Source organism: Rhizobium sp. A37_96, from assembly GCF_053521765.1.
In genome coordinates this window covers 134,758-157,878 of the sequence record NZ_JBNWDS010000005.1, presented here as the reverse complement: position 1 = coordinate 157,878, position 23,121 = coordinate 134,758, and the positions used below count along the sequence as shown (strand labels likewise).

Genomic DNA, 23,121 nt, shown 5'->3' with positions numbered 1-23,121 from the left:
GCTCGATGCCACCTTGAGACCGCCGTTCCCGACGCCATCTGTCTTTCATGACAATGGAAAAGCGCGAAGCGGCCGCTGAAAAAGACGGATGCTAATGCAGCCCGCCGACGCCGAGCAGGCGCTCGACCGTATCATGATCCTGCGCGAGAGCCTGGGGTGTCCCCTTCCAGGCCAGCCGGCCGCGCTCCAGAATGATGACGTCGCTTGCAAAATCCAACGCGCTCTGGATGCGCTGCTCTACGAGCAGGATCGTCATGTCACCCGCCTTGGCGAGCTTGGCGAAGGCCGCCATCAATTCCTCGCAGATGACGGGCGCAAGCCCTTCCAGCGGCTCGTCCAGAAGCAGCACGGAGGGGCGGCCGAGGATCGTGCGGGCGGTCGACAGCATCTGCTGTTCGCCGCCGGAAAGCTGGCCGCCCAGGTTTCTGCGACGCTCCTTCAGGCGCGGGAACATGTCATAGGCTTCCTGCAGAACGCTCTTTGGCCGTCCCTTCAGCCCGACGGAGAGATTTTCCTCGACCGTCAGCGTCGGAAAGACGTCCCGCGTCTGAGGCACGTAGCCGAGGCCCTGATGGGCGCGTCTGGCGCTCGGCAGGCCGGCAATCTCTGCCGGCCCCAGCCGGATGCGGCCGTCATAGCGGCGGGTCTGGCCGGCAAGCGTGGCAAGCAGCGTGCTCTTGCCCATGCCGTTACGGCCGAGGACGGCAAGACGGCCACCGGCAGGCACGAAAAAGGAAACCCCTTCCAGCACGCGCGTCGGACCATAGCCGGCCGACAGGTTTTCCACTTCAAGCGGCGTGGCCGGCATTGGCATAGCTCCCGAGATAGGCTTCGCGCACACGCGCATCCTGCGTCACGTCTTTCGGCGAACCGTCGAATATGATCGTGCCGGCGGCCAGCACCACCACGCGCCTGGCGAAGCGGAAGACCAGATCCATGTCATGCTCGATCATCAGCACCGCGAGATCGGCGGGCAGATCGGCCAGCGCCTGCTCGATGCGGCCCGTATCGCTTTGCGGGACGCCGGCGGCGGGTTCGTCCAGCAGCAGCACTTTCGGCTTCAGGGCCATGGCGACGGCAATCTCCAGCAGCCGTTGCTGGCCATAGGCGATTTCGCTGACCTTTCGATGCGCAAGAGCCGCAAGCCCGAGGGTGCCGAGCAACGCCTCCGTCTCGCCCATGACATCGCGCATGGACAGGAAATTGCCGAACATGCGGCCGGAGCGGCCTGTCCGCTGCAGCACCGCCATGCCGACATGTTCGGCCGGCGTCATGTCCTGAAACAGCCGCGTCACCTGGAACGAGCGCACCAAGCCGCGCCTGACCCGGCCGATGGCATCGAGCCTGTTGACGTTTTGCCCAGCGATGCGGACCTCGCCGGAATCCGCCTGCAGATTGCCCGTCACGAGGTTGACGAAACTGGTCTTGCCGGCGCCGTTCGGGCCGATCAGGGCCACGCGATCTCCGGGCGCCATCGACAGGCTGACATTGTTGGTGACCGTCAGACCACCGAACGCCTTCTTCAGGTTATCGACCTCGAAAATCGCGCTCATGCCCGCGCCTCCCTGCGGCGCGCAACGTAAGCCGCGGCCGTGCCGTAGATGCCTTTCGGTGCGAACAGAACCACGAGGATCAGCAAGGCGCCGACGATCGTCAGCCAATGGAAAGGGTTCACGGCGGAGACGTAGTCCTCGAACAGCATGAAGATCAGCGTACCGGTGAGCGCACCGAACAGGGAGCCGGTGCCTCCGAGGACGAGCATGACGAGCGCCTCGGCCGACTGCGTGAAGGACAGGCTGTCGAGGCCGACGACCTGTGTCGAGATCGCGTTCAATGCGCCGCCAATGCCGGCTACGGCACCGGAAATCACATACATCTTGACCAGCGCCACTTTCGGCGACGCGCCCATGGCGCGGATGCGCAAAGGATCCTGCCGGATGCCGCGGCAGAGCATGCCGAAGGGCGAACGCACGAGAATGCGCAGCAGCACGAGCACGACCAGCAGCAACACCACGCCGTAGATGTAGGCCGTATGTCCGTAGAGATCGAATTCGAAAGCACCGAACAACGGATCCGGGGATATGCCTGACAGACCGTCGCTACCGCCCGTCCAGCTCGACGCCTTGTTGGCAAACTCATGGAAGAGATAGACCAGCGAGATCGACAGCACGAGTTGCGGCAATCCTTGCGCTCGCAAAATGACGATCCCACACACCAGGCCGGCGACGGCGCCGCCGACGATACCGGCAAGCGTCATCAGCAACGGATCGTTGATGCCGTAATGGGCGGACGCGATGCCGGCTGCGTAGGCGCCGGCACCGAAGAGCGCCGCATGGCCGAGGGTCGCCACGCCGCAATAGCCGGTGACGAGATCGAGCGACAGGACGAGGAGCGCAATCGCGATCAAACGGGTGAGAAGAGCGAGATTATCCGGAAACAGCAGATAGCCGGCGGCGGCCAATATGATGACGACCGCGACCGCAATCAGGTCCTGCCTGAATGTACGATGTCGGGTCACGGACGGCACGGCCGCTCTTTCAAGGGTCGAGGTCATGTTACTTCATTCTCCCGGCAAGGCCGCGCGGGAAAACGCAGACGATGGCAATGACGGCCAGATAGAAGAAGAATTCCCCATATTCCGGCATGAGATAACGGCCTGTCGTGTCGATGCAGCCGAGGATGAGACAGGCGAGCAGCGCACCCGAGATCGAGCCGGCGCCGCCGACGGAGACCACGACGAGAAACGTCACCATGTAGCGCAGGGCATAGTAGGGTTCGACCGGCAGAAGCTCGGCACCCACGACGCCGCCAAAGGCGGCAAGTCCGACCGCAACCGCGAAGCTGACCGCGTAGACGATTTCCGTGCGTACGCCGAGGGCCGCCGCCATTGCGGCATTGTCGACGGAGGCGCGCAGCTTCACGCCGAAAGAGGTCTTTTCGATGGTGTACCACAGCGCCAGGGCGACGATGAGACCGCAGACGATCGCGAAGATGCGATGGGTGCCGAGGGTCCGAAAGCCGAGATCGACGGAGCCTTGCAGACTGTCCGGCAAGGGTATGGTCTTCAAGGTCGGGCCGAAGACGTAGTTGGCAATGCCGATGATGCAGAAGGTGATGCCGATGGTCATCAGCACCTGCGTCAATTCCGGTGCGCCATAGATACGCCGATAAAGCAGCCGCTCGATCGGGATGGAGACGATGACGGTGCCGACCACCGCCAGCAATACGGCCGCGGCATAGCCAAGACCGAGATCGTGCGCGGCATAGGAAGCGATATAGCCGCCGATCATGGCGAAGGCGCCGTGGGCCAGATTGACGACGCGCATCAGCCCCATGGTGACGGAGAGGCCGATGGAGATGACGAACAGCACCATGCCGTAAGCGAGGGCATCGACTGCTATGCTGAGCACGGTTTGCATTGATATCGCTGGTCCGGTTGTTATTGCGCGGCCGCTGTCGTCAAACCTCCAAACGGAGATTTCCGTTCGGAGGTGTCGGGTTCAGGAGCGCCTCACTTCGCAGCGGCAAGGCCGGGATCGCCCTGCTTCTCGAAGGTCTGGATTTCCTTGTTGTAGTATTTGCCGTCGACACCCTTGGCGACTTCGCGCAGATAGATGTTCTGCGTGATATGCCGGCTTTCCGGATCGATGGTGACGGGGCCGCGCGGGCTGACCCAGGACAGGCCCTTCACCGCGTCGACGGCCTTCTGCGCATCCTGCTTGCCGCCGGTCGCCTCGATCATCTTGTAAATAACGTGCATGCCGTCGAAAGCGCCGACGGCGGGGAAGGTCAGCTCGGCCGGATTGCCGATCGCCTTCTCGGCGGCTGCGACAAACGCCTTGTTTTCAGGCGAGTCATGCGACACGGCATAGTGGAAGGTCGTCTGCATGCCGATTGCTGCGTCGCCAAGCGCGGGCAGATCGGATTCCTGCGTCAGGTCGCCCGGCGCGAAGAGTTTGATGCCGGCTGCCTTCAGGCCGTTTTCATTGTAGGCCTTGACGAAACCGAGTGTCGTCGGACCGGACGGCAGGAAGGCGAAGACGCCCTGCGCGCCTGAATCCTTGACGCGCTGCATGATCGGGCTGAAGTCGTTGGTCGACAGCGGCATGCGGATCGCCTGGACCACCTCGCCGCCCTGCTTCTCGAACCCGGCCTTGAAGGCATTTTCCGCATCGACGCCCGGGCCGTAGTCGCTGACGACGGAGATGACCTTCTTGACGCCGGCATCATAGGCAACCTTGGCGATCGGCGTCGAGGTCTGCCAGGTCGTGAAGGAGGTGCGCACGACAAGCGGACTCTTGGTGACGATGGCCGAGGTCGCGGCATTGAAGATCACCATCGGCACATTGGCCTGCTTGAGGATCGGCGTCACGGCCATTGCGTCCGGCGTGAAGTAGAAGCCGGCGAGATACTGGACATGTTCCTTGACGACGAGTTCCTGGGCAAGCGCCTTCGACTGGGCGGGATCGGCCTGCGGCAGGTCACGGTAGATCACCTCCACCTCGTCATTGCCGACCGTCTTGCCGTTGATTGCCATATAGGCGTCGATACCGGCCTTGAAATTCTTGCCTTGCAGCGCAAACGGGCCGGAGAACGGACCGATGACCCCGACCTTGATGGTATCGGCATAGGCAGCGCCGCCAAGAGCAACGGCAGCAATGGCCGCCAAGATAAACCGTTTCATTTTTCTCCTCCCGGCGACCGCGTTTCGAGCCGCCCTTGATCATCCAAATCCTGATCACCGCCAATTTCTCATAGGAAATGGTGATGTAAAATGAAATAAAGCCTTCTATCCATACTTATATGGTTATGAATAGCGAATAATATCTCACTCCGTTGTCGCTCCCAGGCGCTTGATCATGCCGATCAATTGCAGCGCATGGCGCAGAGACGCCGCCGTTGCCACCACCATAGGCGGCAACAGCAGCCATTCCAACGTCCAGGCAGCCCCGGAGCGTTCCTGTTCATGCACGAGCGCGTGATGAATGCCCGAAAGCTGAACGGCATTGAAACGGGCAAGCGCGACCAGCGTTTCGGCAGCGACCGGGTTCTGCTTATGCGGCATGGCCGAGGAGCCGCCACCGCCGGCAAGCTCTATCTCGTCGCCGGCCTGCGCCAGAAGCGCGATATCCTGGCCGATCTTGCCGAGGCTGCCCGAGATCAGGGAGAGCAATCCGGCCAGTTCGGCAATGCGCGCCCTCTGGCTTTGCCATTGAGGCTCATCCGACAGGCCGAGCGCCTGCGCCAGCGAGCTCCTGATTTCGGCCGCTTTCGGCCCGAATTTTTCCAGCGTGCCTGCGGCCCCGCCGAACTGCAGCGGAAATATCTCTTGCGTCAGCCGATCCCGATATTGATCGAGCGGATGACGCCAGGCCCGCAGCCGATCGGATACGGTGATCGCAATGGCGGCCTGCATCCGCGTGCGGCCCATAAGCCTGTTCGACCCGAAGCGCTCATCCAGCCTGGAAAGAGCCGATGACACGGCGAAGAGACGACCGCTCAGAAGAAAGGTAACGGCCTTCAGGCGCATCATCAGGCTTGTATCGATGACGTCCTGACTGGTGGCGCCGAAATGGACTTGGCCGCCCCCCTCCTCGCCGACCGCCTTGCGCAGCTGCCTGACCAGATCCGGCACGACGACGCCATCCGACGCCGTCGCAGCCTTCAGGCTCGGCACATCAGGCTCGAAACCCGCGCAGACGTCCAGGATATGCGCAGCGGCCGCCGACGGGATAACACCATGCTGCGCCTCGACCCTGGCGAGGGCCGCTTCGAAGGTGAGCATGGCGCGGATATCGGCCTTGGCGGAAAAATACTCCGCAATCTCCTCGTCACCGAGGAGACCGGACAGAAAGGGATGGTCAAAGGGAGAAACGCTCATGGCCTATATATCGAGGAAAACCGTTTCCTTGTCGCCCTGCAAATGGATATCGAAGGTGTAGAGGGAGCCTTCCTTCGTGGCGACGAGCGTTGCGAGGCGATCCCTGTGCTCGATGCGGGCAAGCAGTGGGTCTTCGGCGTTGGCGGCCGCCTCTTCCGGAAAATACAGGCGCGTGTGCAGGCCGATATTGATGCCGCGCGCCACGATCCAGAAGGTGATGTGCGGCGCCATCTTGCGGCCGTCCTTGAAGGGAACGCGGCCCGGCTTGATGGTCTCGAAACGAAAAACGCCGTCCGTGGAACTGGTCGGACAACGCCCCCAGCCGGTAAAGTTCGGATCGGCCGTGCCGCGCAGCTCCGAGGGGCTGTTGTAAAGGCCGGCACCGTCGGCCTGCCAGATCTCGAGGACGGCATCCTTGACCGGTGCGCCGGCGCCATCAAGAACCCTGCCTGTCACCGTGATGCGCTCGCCGAGCGTCTTGTCGTTGACCATGACGGAGCCGAGATCGGTCTCGTAGACGCCGCCGATCTCGCTGTAGTTCGGCGTGAGGCCGATGTGAACGTAAGGGCCTGCCGTCTGCGACGGCGTTTCCTTCAGGTAGCCGAGTTCCTGTACCATCAATTGCCCTCCAGCCGGTTCTCGAACAGGGTCGAACGGCGACCGCGCAGCACGATATCGAATTTATAGGCGCGCGCGTCCATCGGAATCGTATTGCCCCAGTCGAGCGGCGCAATCAGCTGTTCGATCGCCTGTTTGTCGGGGATCGTCCCGACGATCGGACATTTCCAGATCATCGGATCGCCCTCGAAATACATCTGCGTGATCAGCCGCTGCGCAAAGCCATGGCCGAAGACGGAGAAGTGAATATGCGCGGGCCGCCAGTCGTTGACGCCGTTCGGCCAGGGATAGGCGCCTGGACGGATGGTGCGGAAGGCGTAGCGCCCCTCGTCATCGCTGATGGCGCGGCCGCAGCCGCCGAAATTCGGGTCGATCGCCGCGAGATAGGTTTCCTTCTTGTGGCGATAGCGCCCGCCGGCGTTGGCCTGCCAGAATTCCAGCAGGACGCCCGGCACCGGCCGGCCGCGCTCGTCGAGCACGCGGCCATGAACGACGATGCGCTCGCCTATAGCGCTTTCGCCCGGCCTGGCGAAATTATGGATCAGGTCGTTGTCGAGCTCGTTCAGCATGGAATGGCCGAAGACCGGGCCGGTGATCTCCGAAATGGTTCCGTCGAGCGACAGCAGCGCCCGCTGCGGCGAACGCAATACCGATGTCTTGTAGCCGGGCGAAAACGCCGGCGGATGCCATGCGCGATCCCTGGCGAAAAAGGCGCCCGTTTCGGGCTTGCTGTTACTTCTGTCGGACATGTCTGCCTCGCTTCATGCCGCCTTTTCGGCGTCCATCTGTTCAAAAACCTGCTTGGCGATCTTGATCGCGTGATTGGCGGCCGGCACGCCGGCGTAGATCGCCACATGCAGAAGTGCCTCGCAGACGTCGTCGCGCGTCGCGCCGGTGTTGCGCGTCGCCCGCACATGCATGGCCACTTCCTCGTCCTGGCCGAGCGCCGCAAGCAACGCGATCGTCACGATGGAGCGCTCGCGCCGGCTCAGCGTCGGGCGCGACCAGACATGCCCCCAGGCCGCCTCGGTAATCAGTTCCTGGAAAGGTTGATCGAACGCCGTCACGGCCTGCTGGGCACGATCGACATGGCTGTCGCCAAGGACGGCGCGGCGCGTCTCCATACCCTGAAGATAGCGCTCGGACGGCGTGACGGGGTCATTCATGGGGCTTGTTCTCCACGCAGGACGACGTCGACGAAGGCACGGATGACTTCGCTCAACGCCTCGGGTTGTTCGACGCAGGGAATATGGCCGGCGTCCTTGATCACTTCATAGCGCGCGTTCGGAATGAGCTTTGCCATCGACAGCACCAGCTCCGGCGGCGTAGACCCATCCTGATCGCCGACGATGCAGATGGTGGGCACAGCGATCCTGGCCGCGGCTTCAGTCAGATCGGCATCGCGCAGGGCCGCGCAAGTGGCGGCGTACCCTGCCGCCGGCTGGCGGATCAGCATGTTGCAATAGCCCGCGAAATCGATGTTTTCCGGGCGGCGGAAGGCCGGCGTGAACCACCGCTCCATGATCGCGTCGACGATCGATTCGATGCCGTGCGCCTCGACCTGCGCGATACGGGCGTTCCAGCTGTCGGCCGTGCCGATCTTGTGCGCGGTGTCGCAGAGGATCAGCGCCCGCACCAGATCCGGGCGCCGCTGATAGAGCGATTGCGCAACCAACCCGCCGACCGACAGGCCGCAGATCACGGCGTCCTTGACCGAGAGGAAATCGAGCAGGCCGGCAAGGTCCGTGGCGTGATCCTCGATGGAATAGGGCATTTGGCCGAGATCGGAGAGGCCATGGCCGCGCTTGTCGTAGAGCACAATCGGAAAATCGCCGGCCAGGCGCACGATCACATCACGCCAGATCCGGAAATCGGTGCCGAGCGAATTGGCAAAGACAAGAACCGGCTTGTCGGCGGGGCCGCCAATGATCTGATAGTGGATCGTGACGTCGTTGATACGGGCAAACTGCACTGGAAATCTCCTCAGGCGCGAGATTGGATGTATAATCTGGTTAGGTAAAATGATATTTCTTCGCTCTATGATAACTCCGGGGTTATGACTGAGCATGCTCGACGCGCGCATCAAATTCCGCCATCTGCAAACCTTTGTCGAGGTTGCGCGCCAGAAAAGCGTGATCAAGGCTGCGGGCCTGCTGAACATCAGCCAACCGGCCGTAACGAAGACGATCCGCGAGCTGGAAGAGGCGCTTGGCGTTGCCGTCTTCGAGCGCGATGGACGCGGCATTCGCATCACCCGCTACGGCGAAGTTTTTCTCCGCCATGCCGGTGCCGCGCTGACGGCACTCCGGCAAGGCCTGGACTCTGTGTCGCAGGAGCGCTCCGGCGAGGCGCCGCCGATCCGCATCGGTGCGCTGCCGACGGTATCGACGCGGATCATGCCACGGGCAATGGAGCTGTTTCTGCGGGAAGAGACCTGGAGCCGCATCAAGATCGTCACCGGCGAAAACGCCGTGCTTCTGGAACAGTTGCGCGTCGGCGACCTCGATCTCGTCGTCGGCCGATTGGCAAGCCCCGACAATATGGCTGGCTTTTCCTTCGAGCATCTCTACTCCGAACAGGTGGTCTTCGCCGTCAGGGCCGGGCATCCGCTGCTGTCCGACAGGCAATCGCCGTTTTCCGATCTCAGCCGCTATACCATCCTGATGCCGACGCGCGGCTCGATCATTCGCCCCTTCGTCGAGAGCTTTCTGATCGCGAACGGCGCCGGCGGACTGCCGAACCAGATCGAAACCGTTTCCGATTCCTTCGGACGCGCCTTCGTACGCTCCAGCGACGCCATATGGATCATCTCGGCCGGCGTCGTCGCCGGCGATGTCGATGACGGTCTGCTGGCACTCCTGCCGATCGACACCAGCGAGACAAAGGGACCGGTGGGATTGACGATGCGCACGGACGCGGTTCCCACCCTTCCATTGTCGATCCTGATGCAGACGATCCGCGAGGCGGCAGCCGAGATAGCCAGGAAACCGTAGAGCCCGCTCAGAACGGCAGGCCGACATAATTCTCGGCGAGTGCGGTCGAAGCGGCTAGCGAATGGGTCAGATAGTCGAGTTCGGCTTCCTGAATCTTCTGGTCGAAATCGCCGGTATCGGGAAAGCGATGCATCATCGTCGTCATCCACCAGGAGAAGCGCACCGCTTTCCAGACGCGGGCAAGCGCATGACCGGAGTAGGCATCCAGGCCGGCGTTCGAACGATCATGATAATGCTCGGCAAGACCCGAAAACAGGTAATATACGTCGCTGGCCGCCAGATTGAGCCCCTTGGCGCCGGTCGGCGGCACGATATGCGCGGCGTCGCCGACAAGGAAAAGGCGGCCGAAACGCATGGGCTCGGCCACGAAGGAGCGCAGAGGCGCGATCGATTTTTCGAAGGAAGGTGCCGTGGTCAGCGCCTCGGCATGGTGAACCGGGAGGCGACGGCGCAGCTCGTCCCAGAAGCGATCGTCGCTCCAGTCCTCGACCTTCTCGTCCAGGGGACACTGAATATAGTAGCGGCTGCGCGCCATCGAACGCATCGAGCATAATGCGAAGCCGCGCGGATGATTGGCATAGATCAGTTCATGATCGACCGGCGTCACGTCGGCAAGGACGCCGAGCCAGCCGAAGGGATAAACCTTCTCGAAACTGCGCACCGCCTTTTCCGGCACCGATTTGCGGCTGACGCCATGAAAGCCGTCGCAGCCGGCGATGAAATCGCAATCGATGCGATGTGACATGCCATCCTTCTCGTAGGTGAGATAGGGCGTCTCGCCATCGAAGCCGTGAGGTTGGACATTGGCGGCATTGTAGATGACCGGGGCGCCGCTTTGCTCGCGGCGGGCCATGAGGTCGCGGGTCACCTCGGTCTGGCCGTAGATGACCACACGCTTTCCGCCGGTCAATCCATGGAGGTCGATGCGATGATCGCGGCCGTCGAAGGCAAGCGAGAAGCCATCATGCGGCAAGCCCTCCGCGTGCAGGCGCGCGCCTGATTTCGCCCGGTCCAGCAGCCGAACGGTGCCTTCCTCCAGAACGCCGGCGCGAACGCGACCGAGGATATAATCCTTGCCGACACGATCGAGGATAACATTGTCGATGCCGGCCTCCGTCAGCAACTGGCCGAGCAGCAGCCCGGACGGCCCTGAACCGATAATGGCGACTTGAGTGCGCATCGTCTCCTCCCATGCGTGATCTATCCTTCAAGTCTGTTCGCCGCGTCACGAGTGCGCAATGGACATTTCGGTCATGAAATTGCACATATCGAACATGATGAGGGAGAAGGGTCATGACGAAGACCGTGCCGACCTATGAGCTCTACGGCGAAAATACCGGTCGAAAGCCGGATTTCTGGCTGCATTGCGAGACGATTCCCTCCCGCAGCAGCCTCCACCAATGGGAGATCCGCCCGCATCGGCATGAGAGCTTCTTTCAGATCTTGTACATAGACGCCGGATCGGGCGACGCCGTCTTCGATGGAGTTCCCCATGCCATTGTACCGCCTGCCGTCATTACCGTGCCGCCGCGCCTCAATCATGGCTTCCGGTTTTCGCGCGATATAGACGGCTTCGTCATCACGGTGCTGATCTCGCATCTGAAGGCCGCTCCGGGCGATCGCAGCCGGCTGGGCGCATGGCTTGCCGATCCACACCTGACCTTGCTCGACACCGGCCAGGAAGACGCGGCCTATGTCGCCAGCACGCTGAGGCGTCTTGGTGAAGAGTTTGCCAGCCACCGCAACGGCCGCAACGACCTGCTCGACGCCTATCTGACCTCGGCATTGCTGTTGACGGCGCGCATCTCCCAGAAAGCCGATGAAGGATCGAGCGCGGGCGATGAGAGCGAGCGGCGGATGGAGATGCTGCAGGGCCTCATCCAGCGCCACTTCCGCTCGCACAAGCCGGCAGCCTTCTATGCCGAAAGCCTCGGCATCTCGCCGGCCCATCTCAGCCGCATCGTGCGCAGCAGGACAGGGCACGGCGCGCACGAACTGATTACCCGCAAGCTGCTCGATGAGGCCAAGCGCGAGCTGGTCTTCACCTTCGCGACCGTCCAGGAAATCAGCTATCGCCTCGGCTTTGCCGACCCGGCCTATTTCTCCCGTTTCTTCGTCAAGCAGACCAGCCAGACGCCCCGCGCCTGGCGCATCGAGGAGCGGGAGAGACTTGGCCTTTGAACAGGCATCGCCTATGCGGACGGTGGAAAATCCGGGCAACCACCCCCCTTCGTGGTTCGAGACGGCCCTTGGGCCTCCTCACCAGGGGGGCTGATCTTCTCGCGGTGCTGCCCGGGAATAGCAAACCAACTCGCGAGCAAGGTCTGCCCCATCCACATCCTGAGCTTGTCGAAGGACGAGGATGGCGCGTAAGGCCCGAAGATTAAGGCAGCACCAGCCGCAGCGCCTTTTGCGTCTCCTTCAGCAGCGGCAGGAACCGCTCCGCCATCTCGGAGGCGGTGACGTAGGCGGCTGGGGCGCCGATATTGATCGCCGCGACGGTCTGGCCGCGATCGTTTTCGACAGGAACGGCAATCGAGCACAGACCGATTTCCAACTCCTGGTCGATGACGGCGTAGCCCTGCCCCCTCACCCGACGGAATTCGGCCATCAGCTCTTCCGGATCGGTCTTGGTGTTCGGCGTATTCGCCTTGAGTTCGGTCCGCTTCAGCACCGAGCGCGCCTCGCTTTCCGGCAAGGCGGCCAGCAGGACCCGGCCCATCGAGGCACAGAAGGCCGGAAGGCGACTGCCGGGCGTCAGGTTGATCGACATCACCCGGCGCTGGGAGGCACGGGCAATATAAACCACGTCCGTCCCGTCGAGCACCGAGGCTGAAGCATTCTGCCCGGCGCGCTCGGCCAGCTGGTCGAGATGCGGCTGGATGATGATCGGCAACGGCGTCGCGGCAAGATAGGCATGACCGAGCCTGAGAATTTTCGGCGTCAGGGTGAAGAATTTCCCGTCATAGACGGCATAGCCGAGCTCGGAAAGCGTCAGCAGCGAGCGGCGAACGGTGGCGCGATCAAGCCCGGTGAGTTTCGACGCCTCGGCGATCGTCAGGCGCTGTTGCCTCTCGCCGAAGGCCTCGATGACCTTCAATCCCTTGGCAAAGCCGCTGACTAAATCCGTTTCGCGCATCCCTGATCCCGCACCCTTGTTGTGTCATTACGCAGAATCCCGACACTGTTCTCTTGCGAAATTCACAGCGCGCATCGTTCTGATTTGGCCACTTCGAGCCGATTGATTTGGCACCATAAATCCGGTGCCTCTGAACTGTCGACGCCGGTCAGTCAAAAAAATATGTGATTTGATGCCGGCGATCGTTCCACTCGGGTACATCGGCAATCGCCACAAGGCGGTTCCTGTTCGCAGGCGCGCGCCGGAAAATTCGGCTCTCCTGGCCTTGCGAAGACGTCGTGGCATTCCGATGCTGCGCCTGCACGGCGAATGCCTTATCCATCAGTCGCCGCCGAAAGCGATGATGGCCCTGACAAGCCAGCCCATCCGCCGCTCTGCTTCCTTGATCGAACAATTCTGTCCCTCGCGAAGTGCGCGCCAAGTTTCCCAGCTCGTCGCCACGTCGAGAGCGTCTGCCGCCTCGGGGCGATCCCGGAGTTCGTCTGCCAGCATCGACATGAGATTGGCACGCAGCATTCGTCGCGCACCATCGATGAACTCATCGAGCGCAACATTGCCCCGGCTCCTTGCGGCGTCGAGAAAGCGTCGCACCGGCGTAACCGTTTCATAGAGCCTGGCGCGGTGGGACAGAAGCGCGTTCATGCGGGTCCCGACGTCTCCAACCGGTTGCGGCAAGGGAAGATCCTCGGTGATCCACGACCGCATCCGCTGCGCCGTCTCCAGCTCGAGCGCGGCCCGCCCGTCGAAATAACGAAAGACCGTTCTGCGCCCGACTCCGGCGCGTCTGGCTACCGTCTCCACGTCGGGCATCGCACCGGTTTCACGAACGAGCTGCAGCAGTGCCATGCCGATCCGCGCTCTATTCTCATCTATCTTCGACACACGGACGTCCACGCGATCTTCAAATGATCTGGCACGGTGAGTGCCAAAATTCCTTGCAATTTGGCACTCACCGTGCCACGAATTCCGCAGCCGGACAAGCCCGGCTCGGGAGCCTGGAAATGGCAGCAATCGACCGCAAGAGCCGTACTCCGCTTGCGTTGGCATGGCGGCGCCTGAAAAATCTCTTTCATCCCGACGTAACGATTACCAAGGCGCCGCCGGGGCTGCACGCCGACTGGGACGTGCCGGTTGCCATGCGCGATGGCGTGACGCTGCGGGTCAATGTTTTCCGCCCCGAGGGCGAAGGCCGCTGGCCGGTCATCATGTCCGCCCACCCCTATGGAAAAGACAGGATCGCGGCACAGAGCAGAAGCGGCCGGCGGCTGGACTTCCAATATCGTCTTTGCCCGCAGCCCGATCCGATCTCCTTTTCCGACCTGACAAGCTGGGAGGCGCCCGACCCTGCGGTATGGGTGCCGCGAGGTTACTGCGTGATCAATGCCGACCTGCGGGGCTGCGGCACATCCGGCGGCGTCGGCGACCCCTTCACCGCGCTAGAGGCAAACGACTATTGCGACCTGATCAACTGGGCCGGGACGCAGCCCTGGTCGAGCGGCCGTGTCGGTCTCGACGGCGTCTCCTATCTCGCGATCAGCCAATATGAAGGTGCGGCCGTGAAACCCGCCCATCTTGCCGCCATCTGTCCGTGGGAAGGCTTCAGCGATCTCTATCGGGATTTCTTTCGTCCCGGCGGCATCAGGGAGGACGGTTTCAGCATCATCTGGAGCCGTGGAATGAGCCGGCGGCGCATCAGGACCAATCTCCGATCCGAGGTTGTGAAACACACCGAGCGGGATGCCTGGTGGCAGGAGCGCACGCCAAGTCTGGAGAGCATCGACGTTCCGATGTTGGTATGCGGCAGCTTCTCGGACCATTCGCTGCATACTCGCGGCTCGTTCGAGGTTTTTCGCCGCGCCGGTTCCTCGCGCAAGTGGCTCTACACCCATCGAAGCGGCAAATGGTCCACCTACTACGGCAATGACGCGACAGAGGCACGCATAGGCTTCTTCGACCATGTGCTGAAGGGCCTGGACAATGGCTGGGCGGAACGTCCCGCCGTGCGCCTCGCCATTCATGATATCGGTTCCGATCCGGTCGCGGTAACCGGAGAGGAGAGCTGGCCGCCGTCTGATCTCGACTGGAGACCCCTGTGGCTGGACGCCCGATCGGGTTCCCTGGCAAGCACCCAGCCGGACGCGGAAGCATCGGTGGCGTTCGACCTACCCGACGGATGCTGCAGCTACCTCTGGACCGTGCCGGAAGACCTCGACCTGATCGGTCCCATGGCGTTGCGTTTGCATCTCGAATTGCGTCGTGGTGACGATGCTTTCCTGTTCGCCGGCGTTCGCAAGCTCCGTGGCGGCGTCGAGACCAGGTTCGAAGGCTCGATGGGCTTTTCCGGCGACATGGTCAGCAAGGGATGGCAGCGTCTCGCCCACCGGGACTTGGATGGCGAACTCTCAACCGAAATGCAGCCGGTCCATATGCATGACCACGCCGGGCCTCTCAGGCCGGGTGAAATACGCCCCGTGACGATTGCATTGCTGCCGCATGCGACCCGCTTTCTGAAGGGCGATCAGTTACAGATCGACATTCGCGGCCGCTGGCACTACCCGCGCGATCCTCTTCGCGGCCAGTTCCCGATCTTTTATCAACCCAGCCCTTCCGCCCGCTGCGTCATGCACACCGGCGGCATTCACGACGCCCATTTGCTGGTCGGCACCCGTCAGATTGCCGCAACGGCGGAAAAGGCACAGGGATAGGAACGCTGCACTTTCTGCAGCCCGGAGCACCTTCCCCAAGGACAACGCCGTGGCTCGCCATATCATGACGCGCGCTTTGCTGCCCTGTGCATTCGGGTCGCCGCCGACACTCCCAACACATCCTTGAAAACGGCCATCGGCACGGAGTTGACCGAACGTCTCCGGCACCGGCACCGGCACAAAGCGCGACCGTATCGTGAGGCCTGTGTAGATTAGTTTTCCGAAATTCGAACATTAGAACCGTTAAAGTTTATCGAATTCTTTATTCTCGCCCAGTATTGATTGCTAAAACAGGTAGAACTTTTTGCTTTCCCGGGTGAGCAATGGATCGAACTAAGGAAGAGCAGCGCCTTTTGCAGGCGCTGACAATTGCTCTGGACGTGGGCCATATCTGGCCTGCCTTTCAGCCATTGGTCGATCTCAGAACAAAATCAATCTATGGCTTCGAGGTATTGGCGCGATGGTCCGATCCCGAGTTGGGAGATATATCCCCGGCTGTATTCGTCCCGCTTGCGGAAAACTCCGGCCTTATTTCACTGCTGACAGATCTTATTGTGAGAGAGGCAACGCGTCTGGTGGCCTCAACGGCAGGTGACTTCATACTTGCATTCAATATGTCGGCCGCTGAATTTCGGAACCCCGCACTATTGGAGTTCCTGAAAAACAGCCTCGCCCCCAGCCAGTTTCCCTTGTCGCGGATTTGTATCGAAGTTACCGAAAGCGTTCTTTTCGATGACGATGAACAAGCAAGAGAGACTTTCTTACAATTGAAGAACGCCGGAATCACAATGGCGCTCGACGACTTCGGAACAGGCTTCTCAAGCCTGTCGAGACTGCATTCATTTTCTTTCGATAAACTGAAAATCGACAAAAGCTTCGTGGAATCCATGGAAAGAGATGTCGACAGTCGGAAGATTATCACCTCCGTCATCGGGCTTGGGCAAAGCCTTGGAATGAGGGTTGTTGCCGAAGGGGTGGAAACCACGGTGCAAGCCGACGGTCTACGCGATCTGGGCTGCGATATTGGGCAGGGCTGGATATTTGGAAAGCCCAAGCGCTGGAGCGAGGCGCAGGGGATACTGCAAGCACTGCCGAGCAGACGTACAAACGTGATCGACGCCTCTCCTTTTCAACGTCTTCATCAATTGGACGCCCTTTACAAAACCGCACCGGTCGGCCTGTGCTTCCTTGATCTGAGTTTCCGCCATGTCAGTGTAAATGAACACTTTGCCAAGTTCATCGGGCTTGACCCCGAGGAGATTGTGGGAAGGACAATTTCCCAAATATGGCCCGAACCCGACGCCTCCCAGATCGCGGAGCGTCTTTCCCGGGTGCTGGAAGAAAAGACCATGGACACCCTCGAATACGACAGGGGATCGAGAGGGGTGTTCATAATAATAAACCAGAGAGTCGAAGACGGATTTGGAACGCTGCTCGGGATCTCCAGTGCCGCGATCGACATCACGCATCAACGGAGCCTGGAAAAAGCTTTGCAGGAAGCCGAGGAACGCTACTCCGCGCTGACGCGAAAGATGAACTCTCTAAACCCGGGAAGCTCGGAATATTCATTCGACCTGAAAACGATACCTATTGCCGAGGACTTCCCGCAGCCGGCAGCGTAGGTGGCCTGCCATCGAACTTTCATTCACGGCAGCGATTGGAGCCACGGCAGCTTTGGATACGCCAACTGGCGCGGTGGGAAAAGCCGACGGCTACGGGCGGAAATGGTTGTCATCGTCCGCCCATTCGGCCATGACGCTGGTGGCATTGCCGAAACCGAAGAACAGGCTCTCATTATCTTGCATCCTTTGACGACGCGAGGATCGCGTTCGACGTGAACTCTGTCCCATGGTCGGAAGCGACCCTGACGGGCTTGCCTCGCCACTCAAGGATCGCCGTCAATTCCCGAGCGGCACTGCGCCCGGAGACCGACATGCCAGGGGTCGCTACCGGGAGTTCGCGCATCTTCCCATCGACACTATCGAGCACGCAACCGCGACACGCTCCTATCCGCCAGGCACGATGTCCGCAAACGACGAAAGGGAACTTTGCCAGGTTCGCTCAGCGCGATCGGGCGCAAATCATCTGCAGCGCCGACGTACAGAACAAGAGGGCGCTCTTGCGCACCGATCAAATGCCGGCCCTTCTTCAAGGCCAGCCAAGAGCAAGGCATCCCAACAAAGCGGGTGAAGAAAATCCTTGTCTTCTATTTTCACTGAATTTGTGCGTTATATGAACAAATATCATATAACGCACAAATTCATTGACGATCCCAGGCCGAAAGCGCTTATTGACGCCTACGAGAACAGCATATGTTGAGGAGGCTCTATGGCGAAGATCCTGTCGCTTTCGCAGGCGGTAGCGGAGAATGTGCGTGATGGCGACACCGTCGCCATGGAGGGTTTCACCCATCTCATTCCCTATGCCGCCGGTCACGAAGTCATCCGCCAGGGCCGGAAAGACCTCTTTCTGATCCGCATGACGCCGGACATTCTTTACGATCAGCTGATCGGCGTCGGCGCGGCTCGGGGCATGAAATTTTCCTGGGGCGGCAATCCGGGCGTCGGCTCGCTCCATCGTTTCCGCGATGCGGTCGAGAACCAGTGGCCTCGCCCGCTTGAGATCGATGAGCATTCGCACGCGGCCATGGCCAATGCCTATGAAGCCGGAGCGGCAAACCTGCCCTTCGCCATGCTGCGCGGCTATATCGGCGCCGACCTGCCCAAGGTCAATCCGAACATCAAGAGCGTGACCTGCCCCTTCACCGGCGAAGTGCTGGCCGCCGTTCCCGCGATCCGGCCCGACGTCGCCATCATCCACGCGTTGCGGGCCGACCGGAAGGGCAACGTACTGCTCGAAGGCATCGTCGGCGTTCAGAAGGAGGCCGTGCTTGCCGCCAGGCGCTCGATCGTCACGGTCGAGGAAATTGTCGACGAGCTGAACCCGCCCTCGCCCAATTCCGTTGTCTTGCCGACCTGGGCCGTGACGGCGGTGTCGCTCGTGCCGGGCGGAGCATTCCCCTCCTATGCACAGGGCTATTATGCCAGGTCCAACGCCTTCTACATCGCGTGGGACGAAATCGCCCGCGATCGCGACAGCTTCCTTGCCTGGATCGACGAGCATGTGATGAAGGCCGGCCCGGAAGACTTTGCCAAGCATGCAGGCAAGCAGCCGGTCAAGTCGGCGTAAGGAGGTCAAGATGAGCGATTTTACGCCTACGGAAATGATGACGATTGCGGCCGCCCGCGCACTGACGAATGACGATGTGTGCTTCGTCGGCATCGGCGCGCCGTCAGCAGCCTGCAATGTCGCGCGCCTGACCCATGCGCCGGACATTACCCTGATCTACGAAAGCGGCACCGTTGGCACCAAGCCCGATGTGCTGCCGCTGTCGATCGGCGACGGCGAGCTTTGCGATACCGCGCTTTTCACGGTCGCCGTGCCGGAAATGTTCCGCTACTGGCTGCAGGGCGGCCACATCACGACGGGTTTCCTCGGCGGCGCGCAGATCGACAGGTTCGCCAATCTGAACACCACCGTCGTCGGCCCCTACGACCACCCCAAGGTTCGCTTGCCCGGTGGCGGCGGAGCACCCGAAATCGCCAGCAATTGCGGCCAGATCTTCATCACCATGGCGCTCTCCAAGCGCGGCTTTGTCGAGAAGCTGCCCTTCATCACCTCGATGGGTCATGGCGAAGGCGGAAATCACCGTGAGCGCCTGGGCATGAAGACGAAAGGTCCGACTCGCGTTATTACCGATCTCTGCATTCTCGAGCCTGATCCGGTCACCAAGGAATTGACTGTCGTGTCTATCCATAAGGGTGTAAGTCGCGAGCAGATATCGGAGAATTGCGGCTGGGCGATCAAGTTTGCCGACGAGGTGATCGAGACCCCAGCACCGACTGAAACCGAACTATCCGTCCTGCGCGATATCAACGCGCGTACCAAGAAAGCCCATGAGGCAGCCTGATGACCGACGCTTTTATCTGTGACTACATCCGCACCCCGATCGGCCGCTTCGGCGGATCGCTCTCCTCCGTTCGCGCAGACGATCTCGGCGCCGTGCCGCTAAAGGCGCTCATCGAGCGCAATGCTTCGGTCGACTGGGAAGCCGTCGACGACGTGATCTATGGCTGCGCCAACCAGGCCGGCGAGGACAATCGCAACGTCGCACGCATGGCGAGCCTGCTTGCCGGGCTGCCCATCGCAGCCGCCGGCACGACGATCAACCGGCTGTGCGGCTCGGGCATGGACGCCATCATCGCAGCGGCTCGCGCCATCCGCGCCGGCGAGGCGGATTTGATGATTGCCGGCGGCGTCGAAAGCATGTCGCGCGCGCCCTTCGTCATTCCGAAGGCCGAAAGCGCCTTTTCGCGCAATGCCGAAATCTATGACACCACCATCGGCTGGCGCTTCATCAATCCGGTCATGAAGAAACAATATGGCGTCGACTCCATGCCGGAGACGGGCGAGAACGTCGCCGAAGATTACAAGGTCGCCCGCCAGGATCAGGACGCTTTTGCCGTGCGCTCGCAGGCGAAGGCTGCTGCAGCCCAGGAAAGCGGCCGGCTTGCCAAGGAAATCACGCCGGTCACGATCCCGCAGCGCAAGGGCGATCCGGTTGTTGTCGGCAAGGACGAGCATCCGCGCGCAACGACGATAGAGGCGCTCGCCAAGCTCGGCACGCCCTTCAAGAAGGAAGGCGGCACGGTGACCGCCGGCAACGCTTCCGGCGTCAACGACGGTGCCGCCGCCCTCATCATCGCTTCGGAAGCCGCCGCAAAGAAATACGGCCTGACCCCGATTGCCCGCATCCTCGGCGGAGCCGCCGCCGGTGTTCCCCCGCGCATCATGGGCATCGGCCCGGTTCCGGCTTCGCGCAAGCTGATGGCCCGGCTTGGCATGCGCCAGGAACAGTTCGACGTCATCGAACTCAACGAGGCCTTCGCCTCGCAAGGGCTTGCCGTGCTGCGCGAACTCGGCATTGCCGATGACGATGCCCGCGTCAATCGCAATGGCGGCGCGATCGCGCTCGGCCATCCCCTCGGCATGTCCGGCGCCCGCATCACCGGCACCGCGGCCCTGGAACTGCAGGAGACCGGCGGACGCTATTCGCTGTCGACCATGTGCATCGGCGTCGGCCAGGGCATTGCCATCGCTCTCGAGCGGGTCTGATTGTTTCGATCAGCTTTGGTCCGTCGCCGCATCGGCGGCGGGCCATGCCGGCAGGCGGGGCTGGATGCTGGCCTGGCCAAGGCAGCGATTGCCGAGTGACCGTCCAGTCGGCCAGCCCATACTACAACTGGGTGGCGATGGCCGCCTTGTCTATGATCGACCAGACGTTTCGGGCGCGTCCCTCCCAAAACTCATAGAAGACATTTTCGGCGAACTGCACCCTTTTGCCGTTCACCGGCATCCCGAACAACACCCCCTTCGGCCTGCAGTCAAACTGCAGACGGCTTGCAACATGGGGTGGTTCGCAAATCAGCAGCCGAATGTCGAAATGGAGATCGGGAATGGCGCGGAAGTCGCCTTCGAGCATTTCGCGATATCCCGACAATCCAACATGGCTGCCGTTGTAATGCACGTCGTCATGGATGAATTTGCCGAGATTCGACCAATCCTGCCGGTTCAAGCAAGCAATATAGCCGCGATAGATCTCGGACAGGTCGACGCTTTCCATTCACATTGCCTTCTGCCTGGGATCGATCGGCCTCAGGCCGATGCCTGCAAACGGCGCCGGCCGGTTTGTCTTATCGCCATCGGATGCTTCAGCGGCGGCGCCGGCCGGCCGATGTGATATCCCTGGACGGCGTCGATACCGAAGGATTTGACGAGATCGAGTTGCTCCTCGTTCTCGACCCCTTCGACAAGGATGCGATGACCTCGATTGCGCACCAGCCCGATGATGTCTTCGAGAAGAACCTTTGCGCCCTCGTTGTCCGCGGCATCGTGCAGGAACGATTTGTCGATCTTGACGGTCTCGAAATCCATCAGGCGAAGCCAGGAAAGGCCGGCAAAGCCTGTGCCGAAATCATCCAGCCAGAATTTGATGCCGAGCTTCTTGAGATCCTGAATGCTGTCGAGCACATCGGGGCGTATTTCCATGTCGACGCCTTCGGTGATCTCGAATGCGATCCTGTGCCCCGAAACGCCCGTTTCAGCGAGGATGGCGGCCACCTGCGCCGCGAAGCCCGGAGCACGCAACTGGATCGGAGAAACATTGATGCTCACCGTATCGACGATATCACGGAACAGCAGTTCGCAGCACGCACGCCTGATCGCCCAATAGCCGAGTTCGATAATGGCGCCTGTACGCTCCGCGATCGGGATGAAGACGGCAGGGGAGGAACTCGATCCATCGAGCATTTGCAGACGCATCAAGGCCTCGTAGGCACCGATCTCGCCAGTCTCGAGATACAGGATCGGCTGGTATACCAGCGAGACGAGATTCTGCTGAATGGCGATCTTCAGGATCGCCGCAATGTTTTCGCTCGCATCGCCGCCGGGCAGCTCGTTGGGATCAAACAGCCTTGCACAGTTGCGACCGCTGGCCTTGGCGGAATACAGGGCGCGGTCCGCTTCATTGATGACGTTTTCCAGTTTCGTGCCGGCGACGTCTCTCGTCACGGTCGCCCCCACGCTCACGGTGACGTGCCGGAAGCCATCGAGCCGCTGCGCATGGATGATATCTAGGTCCTCGATCCCGTGGCAGATGGCTTCTGCCAGAGCCAGGGCATCCGCTCCACGCTCCAGATCGAGAATGACGATAAACTCTTCGCCGCCATATCGGCCGACGGTCGCGCCCAAGGGCGCGACGATATCGGACAAGGCATTGGCGACCGTCACAAGGCAATGGTCGCCCTCCTGATGCCCATAATAGTCATTGTACTTCTTGAAGAAATCGACATCGACCAGCAGGACCGCAAACGCCACGCCGTCCTCACGCCAGCGCTCCCAGAACTGCTTCAGCCTTATATCAGCCGCTCGGCGATTTTCCATGCCCGTCAGGGAGTCGGTAATGGACAGACGCAGAAGCGCCTCCCCGCGCTCGGTTGCCTGGCGCTGCTGCAGTTCGGCTTCCCTGGCATTGAGGAAGACGTTGAAACGTTCCTTGTTCAGCTTCCAGTTCACATAGGAGGTGAAGACGAAGCAGCAGAGATAGAAGGTGGTAAAGGCAAGACAATAGGCAGGGCTGTAGTGAAACTCGGTCAGCGAGAGCAGGAACGATGCGAAGATCAGCCCGGACGAGGCGATGGCGAGACCGAACTCGAGGCTGAAGAAAAGGTTAACGCCCATCATGAAGATCGCGCCGAAGGCGGCATAATAAGAGAAAGCTTCGGCATTGGCGGTCTGCAGCGCCGGCACCAGCCACACCACATAGCCCAGGACCACCGCGGCGGCACATGTCGCCTCGAGCTCGCCTGCACGACGCCCGCGCGAGAACTGGATCTCCAGGATAAGAAGCGAAGCACCGCCGATGAGAAAACGCGCAGGAATGGTTACATTCGACACATCCGGAATGAAGATCAGGTCGGTTATCAGGAAGAGAACGTAGACGGGGACAGCAAGCCACAGGCCGCTGCGAGCCAGGGCACGGCGCGCCTCGTTGCCGTAGTCTTTGTAGAGCGTGCGAAGTTCGGCGGAACGACTCGCCCGGCGGACTTCTCCCCGGCCAAGATTATCTACCCCCGACAATCGACGCATGCTCACCATCACCCGAGTTAGCCGAGACTTCATGTCACCGCGTTACCTTTGCGCCGCTCGACTGAACAAATCATCGCC

22 protein-coding genes and 1 pseudogene are annotated in these 23,121 nt (G+C 61.3%); 7 read left to right on the top strand and 16 right to left on the bottom strand.

Features of this window, described 5'->3' with window-relative positions:
• Positions 1 to 91: 91 nt before the first annotated feature.
• From ACQZ6J_RS16345 to pcaD, 10 genes are all read right to left on the bottom strand, one after another.
• The gene (locus ACQZ6J_RS16345; protein WP_449084834.1) at positions 92 to 808 is read right to left on the bottom strand and encodes an ABC transporter ATP-binding protein; all 717 of its coding nucleotides are present in this window, start codon (positions 806 to 808) and stop codon (positions 92 to 94) included.
• Positions 789 to 1,553: an ABC transporter ATP-binding protein gene (locus ACQZ6J_RS16340; RefSeq protein WP_449084833.1), complete on the bottom strand. Its 765-nt coding sequence runs from the start codon at positions 1,551 to 1,553 to the stop codon at positions 789 to 791. Before ACQZ6J_RS16340 ends, ACQZ6J_RS16345 begins: the two co-directional genes overlap by 20 nt.
• Entirely contained in the window at positions 1,550 to 2,554 is a 1,005-nt protein-coding gene (locus ACQZ6J_RS16335; RefSeq protein WP_449084832.1) for a branched-chain amino acid ABC transporter permease, read from the bottom strand. Before ACQZ6J_RS16335 ends, ACQZ6J_RS16340 begins: the two co-directional genes overlap by 4 nt.
• 1 nt (position 2,555) lies before the next feature.
• The gene (locus tag ACQZ6J_RS16330; RefSeq protein WP_449084831.1) at positions 2,556 to 3,419 is read right to left on the bottom strand and encodes a branched-chain amino acid ABC transporter permease; all 864 of its coding nucleotides are present in this window, start codon (positions 3,417 to 3,419) and stop codon (positions 2,556 to 2,558) included.
• A 92-nt stretch (positions 3,420 to 3,511) separates the two neighbouring features.
• Entirely contained in the window at positions 3,512 to 4,684 is a 1,173-nt protein-coding gene (locus ACQZ6J_RS16325; RefSeq protein ID WP_449084830.1) for an ABC transporter substrate-binding protein, read from the bottom strand.
• A 144-nt stretch (positions 4,685 to 4,828) separates the two neighbouring features.
• Positions 4,829 to 5,881 carry a 3-carboxy-cis,cis-muconate cycloisomerase gene (locus ACQZ6J_RS16320; RefSeq protein WP_449084829.1) on the bottom strand — a complete coding sequence of 351 codons (1,053 nt, stop codon included), beginning with the start codon at positions 5,879 to 5,881 and terminating at the stop codon, positions 4,829 to 4,831.
• 3 nt (positions 5,882 to 5,884) lie between these two features.
• The gene (pcaG, locus tag ACQZ6J_RS16315) at positions 5,885 to 6,499 is read right to left on the bottom strand and encodes a protocatechuate 3,4-dioxygenase subunit alpha (protein ID WP_449084828.1); all 615 of its coding nucleotides are present in this window, start codon (positions 6,497 to 6,499) and stop codon (positions 5,885 to 5,887) included.
• Entirely contained in the window at positions 6,499 to 7,248 is a 750-nt protein-coding gene (gene pcaH / locus ACQZ6J_RS16310; RefSeq protein WP_449084827.1) for a protocatechuate 3,4-dioxygenase subunit beta, read from the bottom strand. The genes pcaG and pcaH overlap by 1 nt, the downstream gene beginning before the upstream one ends.
• A gap of 12 nt (positions 7,249 to 7,260) precedes the next feature.
• A complete protein-coding gene (pcaC, locus tag ACQZ6J_RS16305; RefSeq protein ID WP_449084826.1) occupies positions 7,261 to 7,665 on the bottom strand; it encodes a 4-carboxymuconolactone decarboxylase in 405 nt (134 codons plus the stop codon).
• On the bottom strand, positions 7,662 to 8,471 hold the full coding sequence (gene pcaD / locus ACQZ6J_RS16300) for a 3-oxoadipate enol-lactonase (RefSeq protein WP_449084825.1): 810 nt from the start codon (positions 8,469 to 8,471) through the stop codon (positions 7,662 to 7,664). The genes pcaC and pcaD overlap by 4 nt, the downstream gene beginning before the upstream one ends.
• Positions 8,472 to 8,565: 94 nt before the next feature.
• Between pcaD and pcaQ the strand changes: the two genes are divergently transcribed.
• Positions 8,566 to 9,492 (top strand): pca operon transcription factor PcaQ, encoded by a 927-nt coding sequence (gene pcaQ / locus ACQZ6J_RS16295; RefSeq protein ID WP_163985704.1) that lies wholly within the window; start codon positions 8,566 to 8,568, stop codon positions 9,490 to 9,492.
• A gap of 7 nt (positions 9,493 to 9,499) precedes the next feature.
• Here the strand turns inward: pcaQ and pobA are convergent, their stop codons facing one another.
• On the bottom strand, positions 9,500 to 10,672 hold the full coding sequence (gene pobA / locus ACQZ6J_RS16290) for a 4-hydroxybenzoate 3-monooxygenase (protein ID WP_449084824.1): 1,173 nt from the start codon (positions 10,670 to 10,672) through the stop codon (positions 9,500 to 9,502).
• A 113-nt stretch (positions 10,673 to 10,785) separates the two neighbouring features.
• Between pobA and ACQZ6J_RS16285 the strand changes: the two genes are divergently transcribed.
• Entirely contained in the window at positions 10,786 to 11,673 is an 888-nt protein-coding gene (locus ACQZ6J_RS16285; RefSeq protein ID WP_449084823.1) for a helix-turn-helix domain-containing protein, read from the top strand.
• 202 nt (positions 11,674 to 11,875) lie between these two features.
• On the opposite strand, the gene ACQZ6J_RS16280 is transcribed toward ACQZ6J_RS16285, so the two are convergent.
• Both ACQZ6J_RS16280 and ACQZ6J_RS16275 read right to left on the bottom strand, forming a co-directional pair.
• Positions 11,876 to 12,631, bottom strand: coding sequence for an IclR family transcriptional regulator (locus tag ACQZ6J_RS16280; RefSeq protein WP_449084822.1), 756 nt, complete (start codon positions 12,629 to 12,631; stop codon positions 11,876 to 11,878).
• 321 nt (positions 12,632 to 12,952) lie between these two features.
• Entirely contained in the window at positions 12,953 to 13,513 is a 561-nt protein-coding gene (locus ACQZ6J_RS16275; protein WP_449084821.1) for a TetR/AcrR family transcriptional regulator, read from the bottom strand.
• 119 nt (positions 13,514 to 13,632) lie between these two features.
• On the opposite strand from ACQZ6J_RS16275, the gene ACQZ6J_RS16270 reads away from it, so the two are divergent.
• Complete coding sequence (locus ACQZ6J_RS16270; protein ID WP_449084820.1) at positions 13,633 to 15,336, top strand: CocE/NonD family hydrolase; 1,704 nt, start codon at positions 13,633 to 13,635, stop codon at positions 15,334 to 15,336.
• A gap of 323 nt (positions 15,337 to 15,659) precedes the next feature.
• On the top strand, positions 15,660 to 16,958 hold the full coding sequence (locus ACQZ6J_RS16265) for a sensor domain-containing phosphodiesterase (protein WP_449084819.1): 1,299 nt from the start codon (positions 15,660 to 15,662) through the stop codon (positions 16,956 to 16,958).
• Positions 16,959 to 17,051: 93 nt separating this feature from the next.
• Here the strand turns inward: ACQZ6J_RS16265 and ACQZ6J_RS16260 are convergent.
• Positions 17,052 to 17,325, bottom strand: a pseudogene (locus tag ACQZ6J_RS16260) (hypothetical protein); the annotation flags it as partial.
• Positions 17,326 to 17,664: 339 nt separating this feature from the next.
• On the opposite strand from ACQZ6J_RS16260, the gene ACQZ6J_RS16255 reads away from it, so the two are divergent.
• Genes ACQZ6J_RS16255 through pcaF form a run of 3 tightly spaced genes read left to right on the top strand, consistent with a single transcriptional unit; the run spans position 17,665 to position 20,511 of the window.
• Positions 17,665 to 18,525 carry a CoA transferase subunit A gene (locus tag ACQZ6J_RS16255; RefSeq protein ID WP_163992592.1) on the top strand — a complete coding sequence of 287 codons (861 nt, stop codon included), beginning with the start codon at positions 17,665 to 17,667 and terminating at the stop codon, positions 18,523 to 18,525.
• A 10-nt stretch (positions 18,526 to 18,535) separates the two neighbouring features.
• The gene (locus ACQZ6J_RS16250; protein WP_449084818.1) at positions 18,536 to 19,306 is read left to right on the top strand and encodes a CoA-transferase subunit beta; all 771 of its coding nucleotides are present in this window, start codon (positions 18,536 to 18,538) and stop codon (positions 19,304 to 19,306) included.
• Positions 19,306 to 20,511 carry a 3-oxoadipyl-CoA thiolase gene (pcaF, locus tag ACQZ6J_RS16245; protein WP_449084817.1) on the top strand — a complete coding sequence of 402 codons (1,206 nt, stop codon included), beginning with the start codon at positions 19,306 to 19,308 and terminating at the stop codon, positions 20,509 to 20,511. Before ACQZ6J_RS16250 ends, pcaF begins: the two co-directional genes overlap by 1 nt.
• A 121-nt stretch (positions 20,512 to 20,632) precedes the next feature.
• On the opposite strand, the gene ACQZ6J_RS16240 is transcribed toward pcaF, so the two are convergent.
• Together ACQZ6J_RS16240 and ACQZ6J_RS16235 are read right to left on the bottom strand one after the other, a co-directional pair.
• Positions 20,633 to 21,019, bottom strand: a complete 387-nt coding sequence (locus ACQZ6J_RS16240; protein ID WP_449084816.1) for an ester cyclase — start codon at positions 21,017 to 21,019, stop codon at positions 20,633 to 20,635.
• Positions 21,020 to 21,051: 32 nt separating this feature from the next.
• Entirely contained in the window at positions 21,052 to 23,043 is a 1,992-nt protein-coding gene (locus tag ACQZ6J_RS16235) for a putative bifunctional diguanylate cyclase/phosphodiesterase (RefSeq protein ID WP_246726082.1), read from the bottom strand.
• Positions 23,044 to 23,121: the final 78 nt, after the last annotated feature.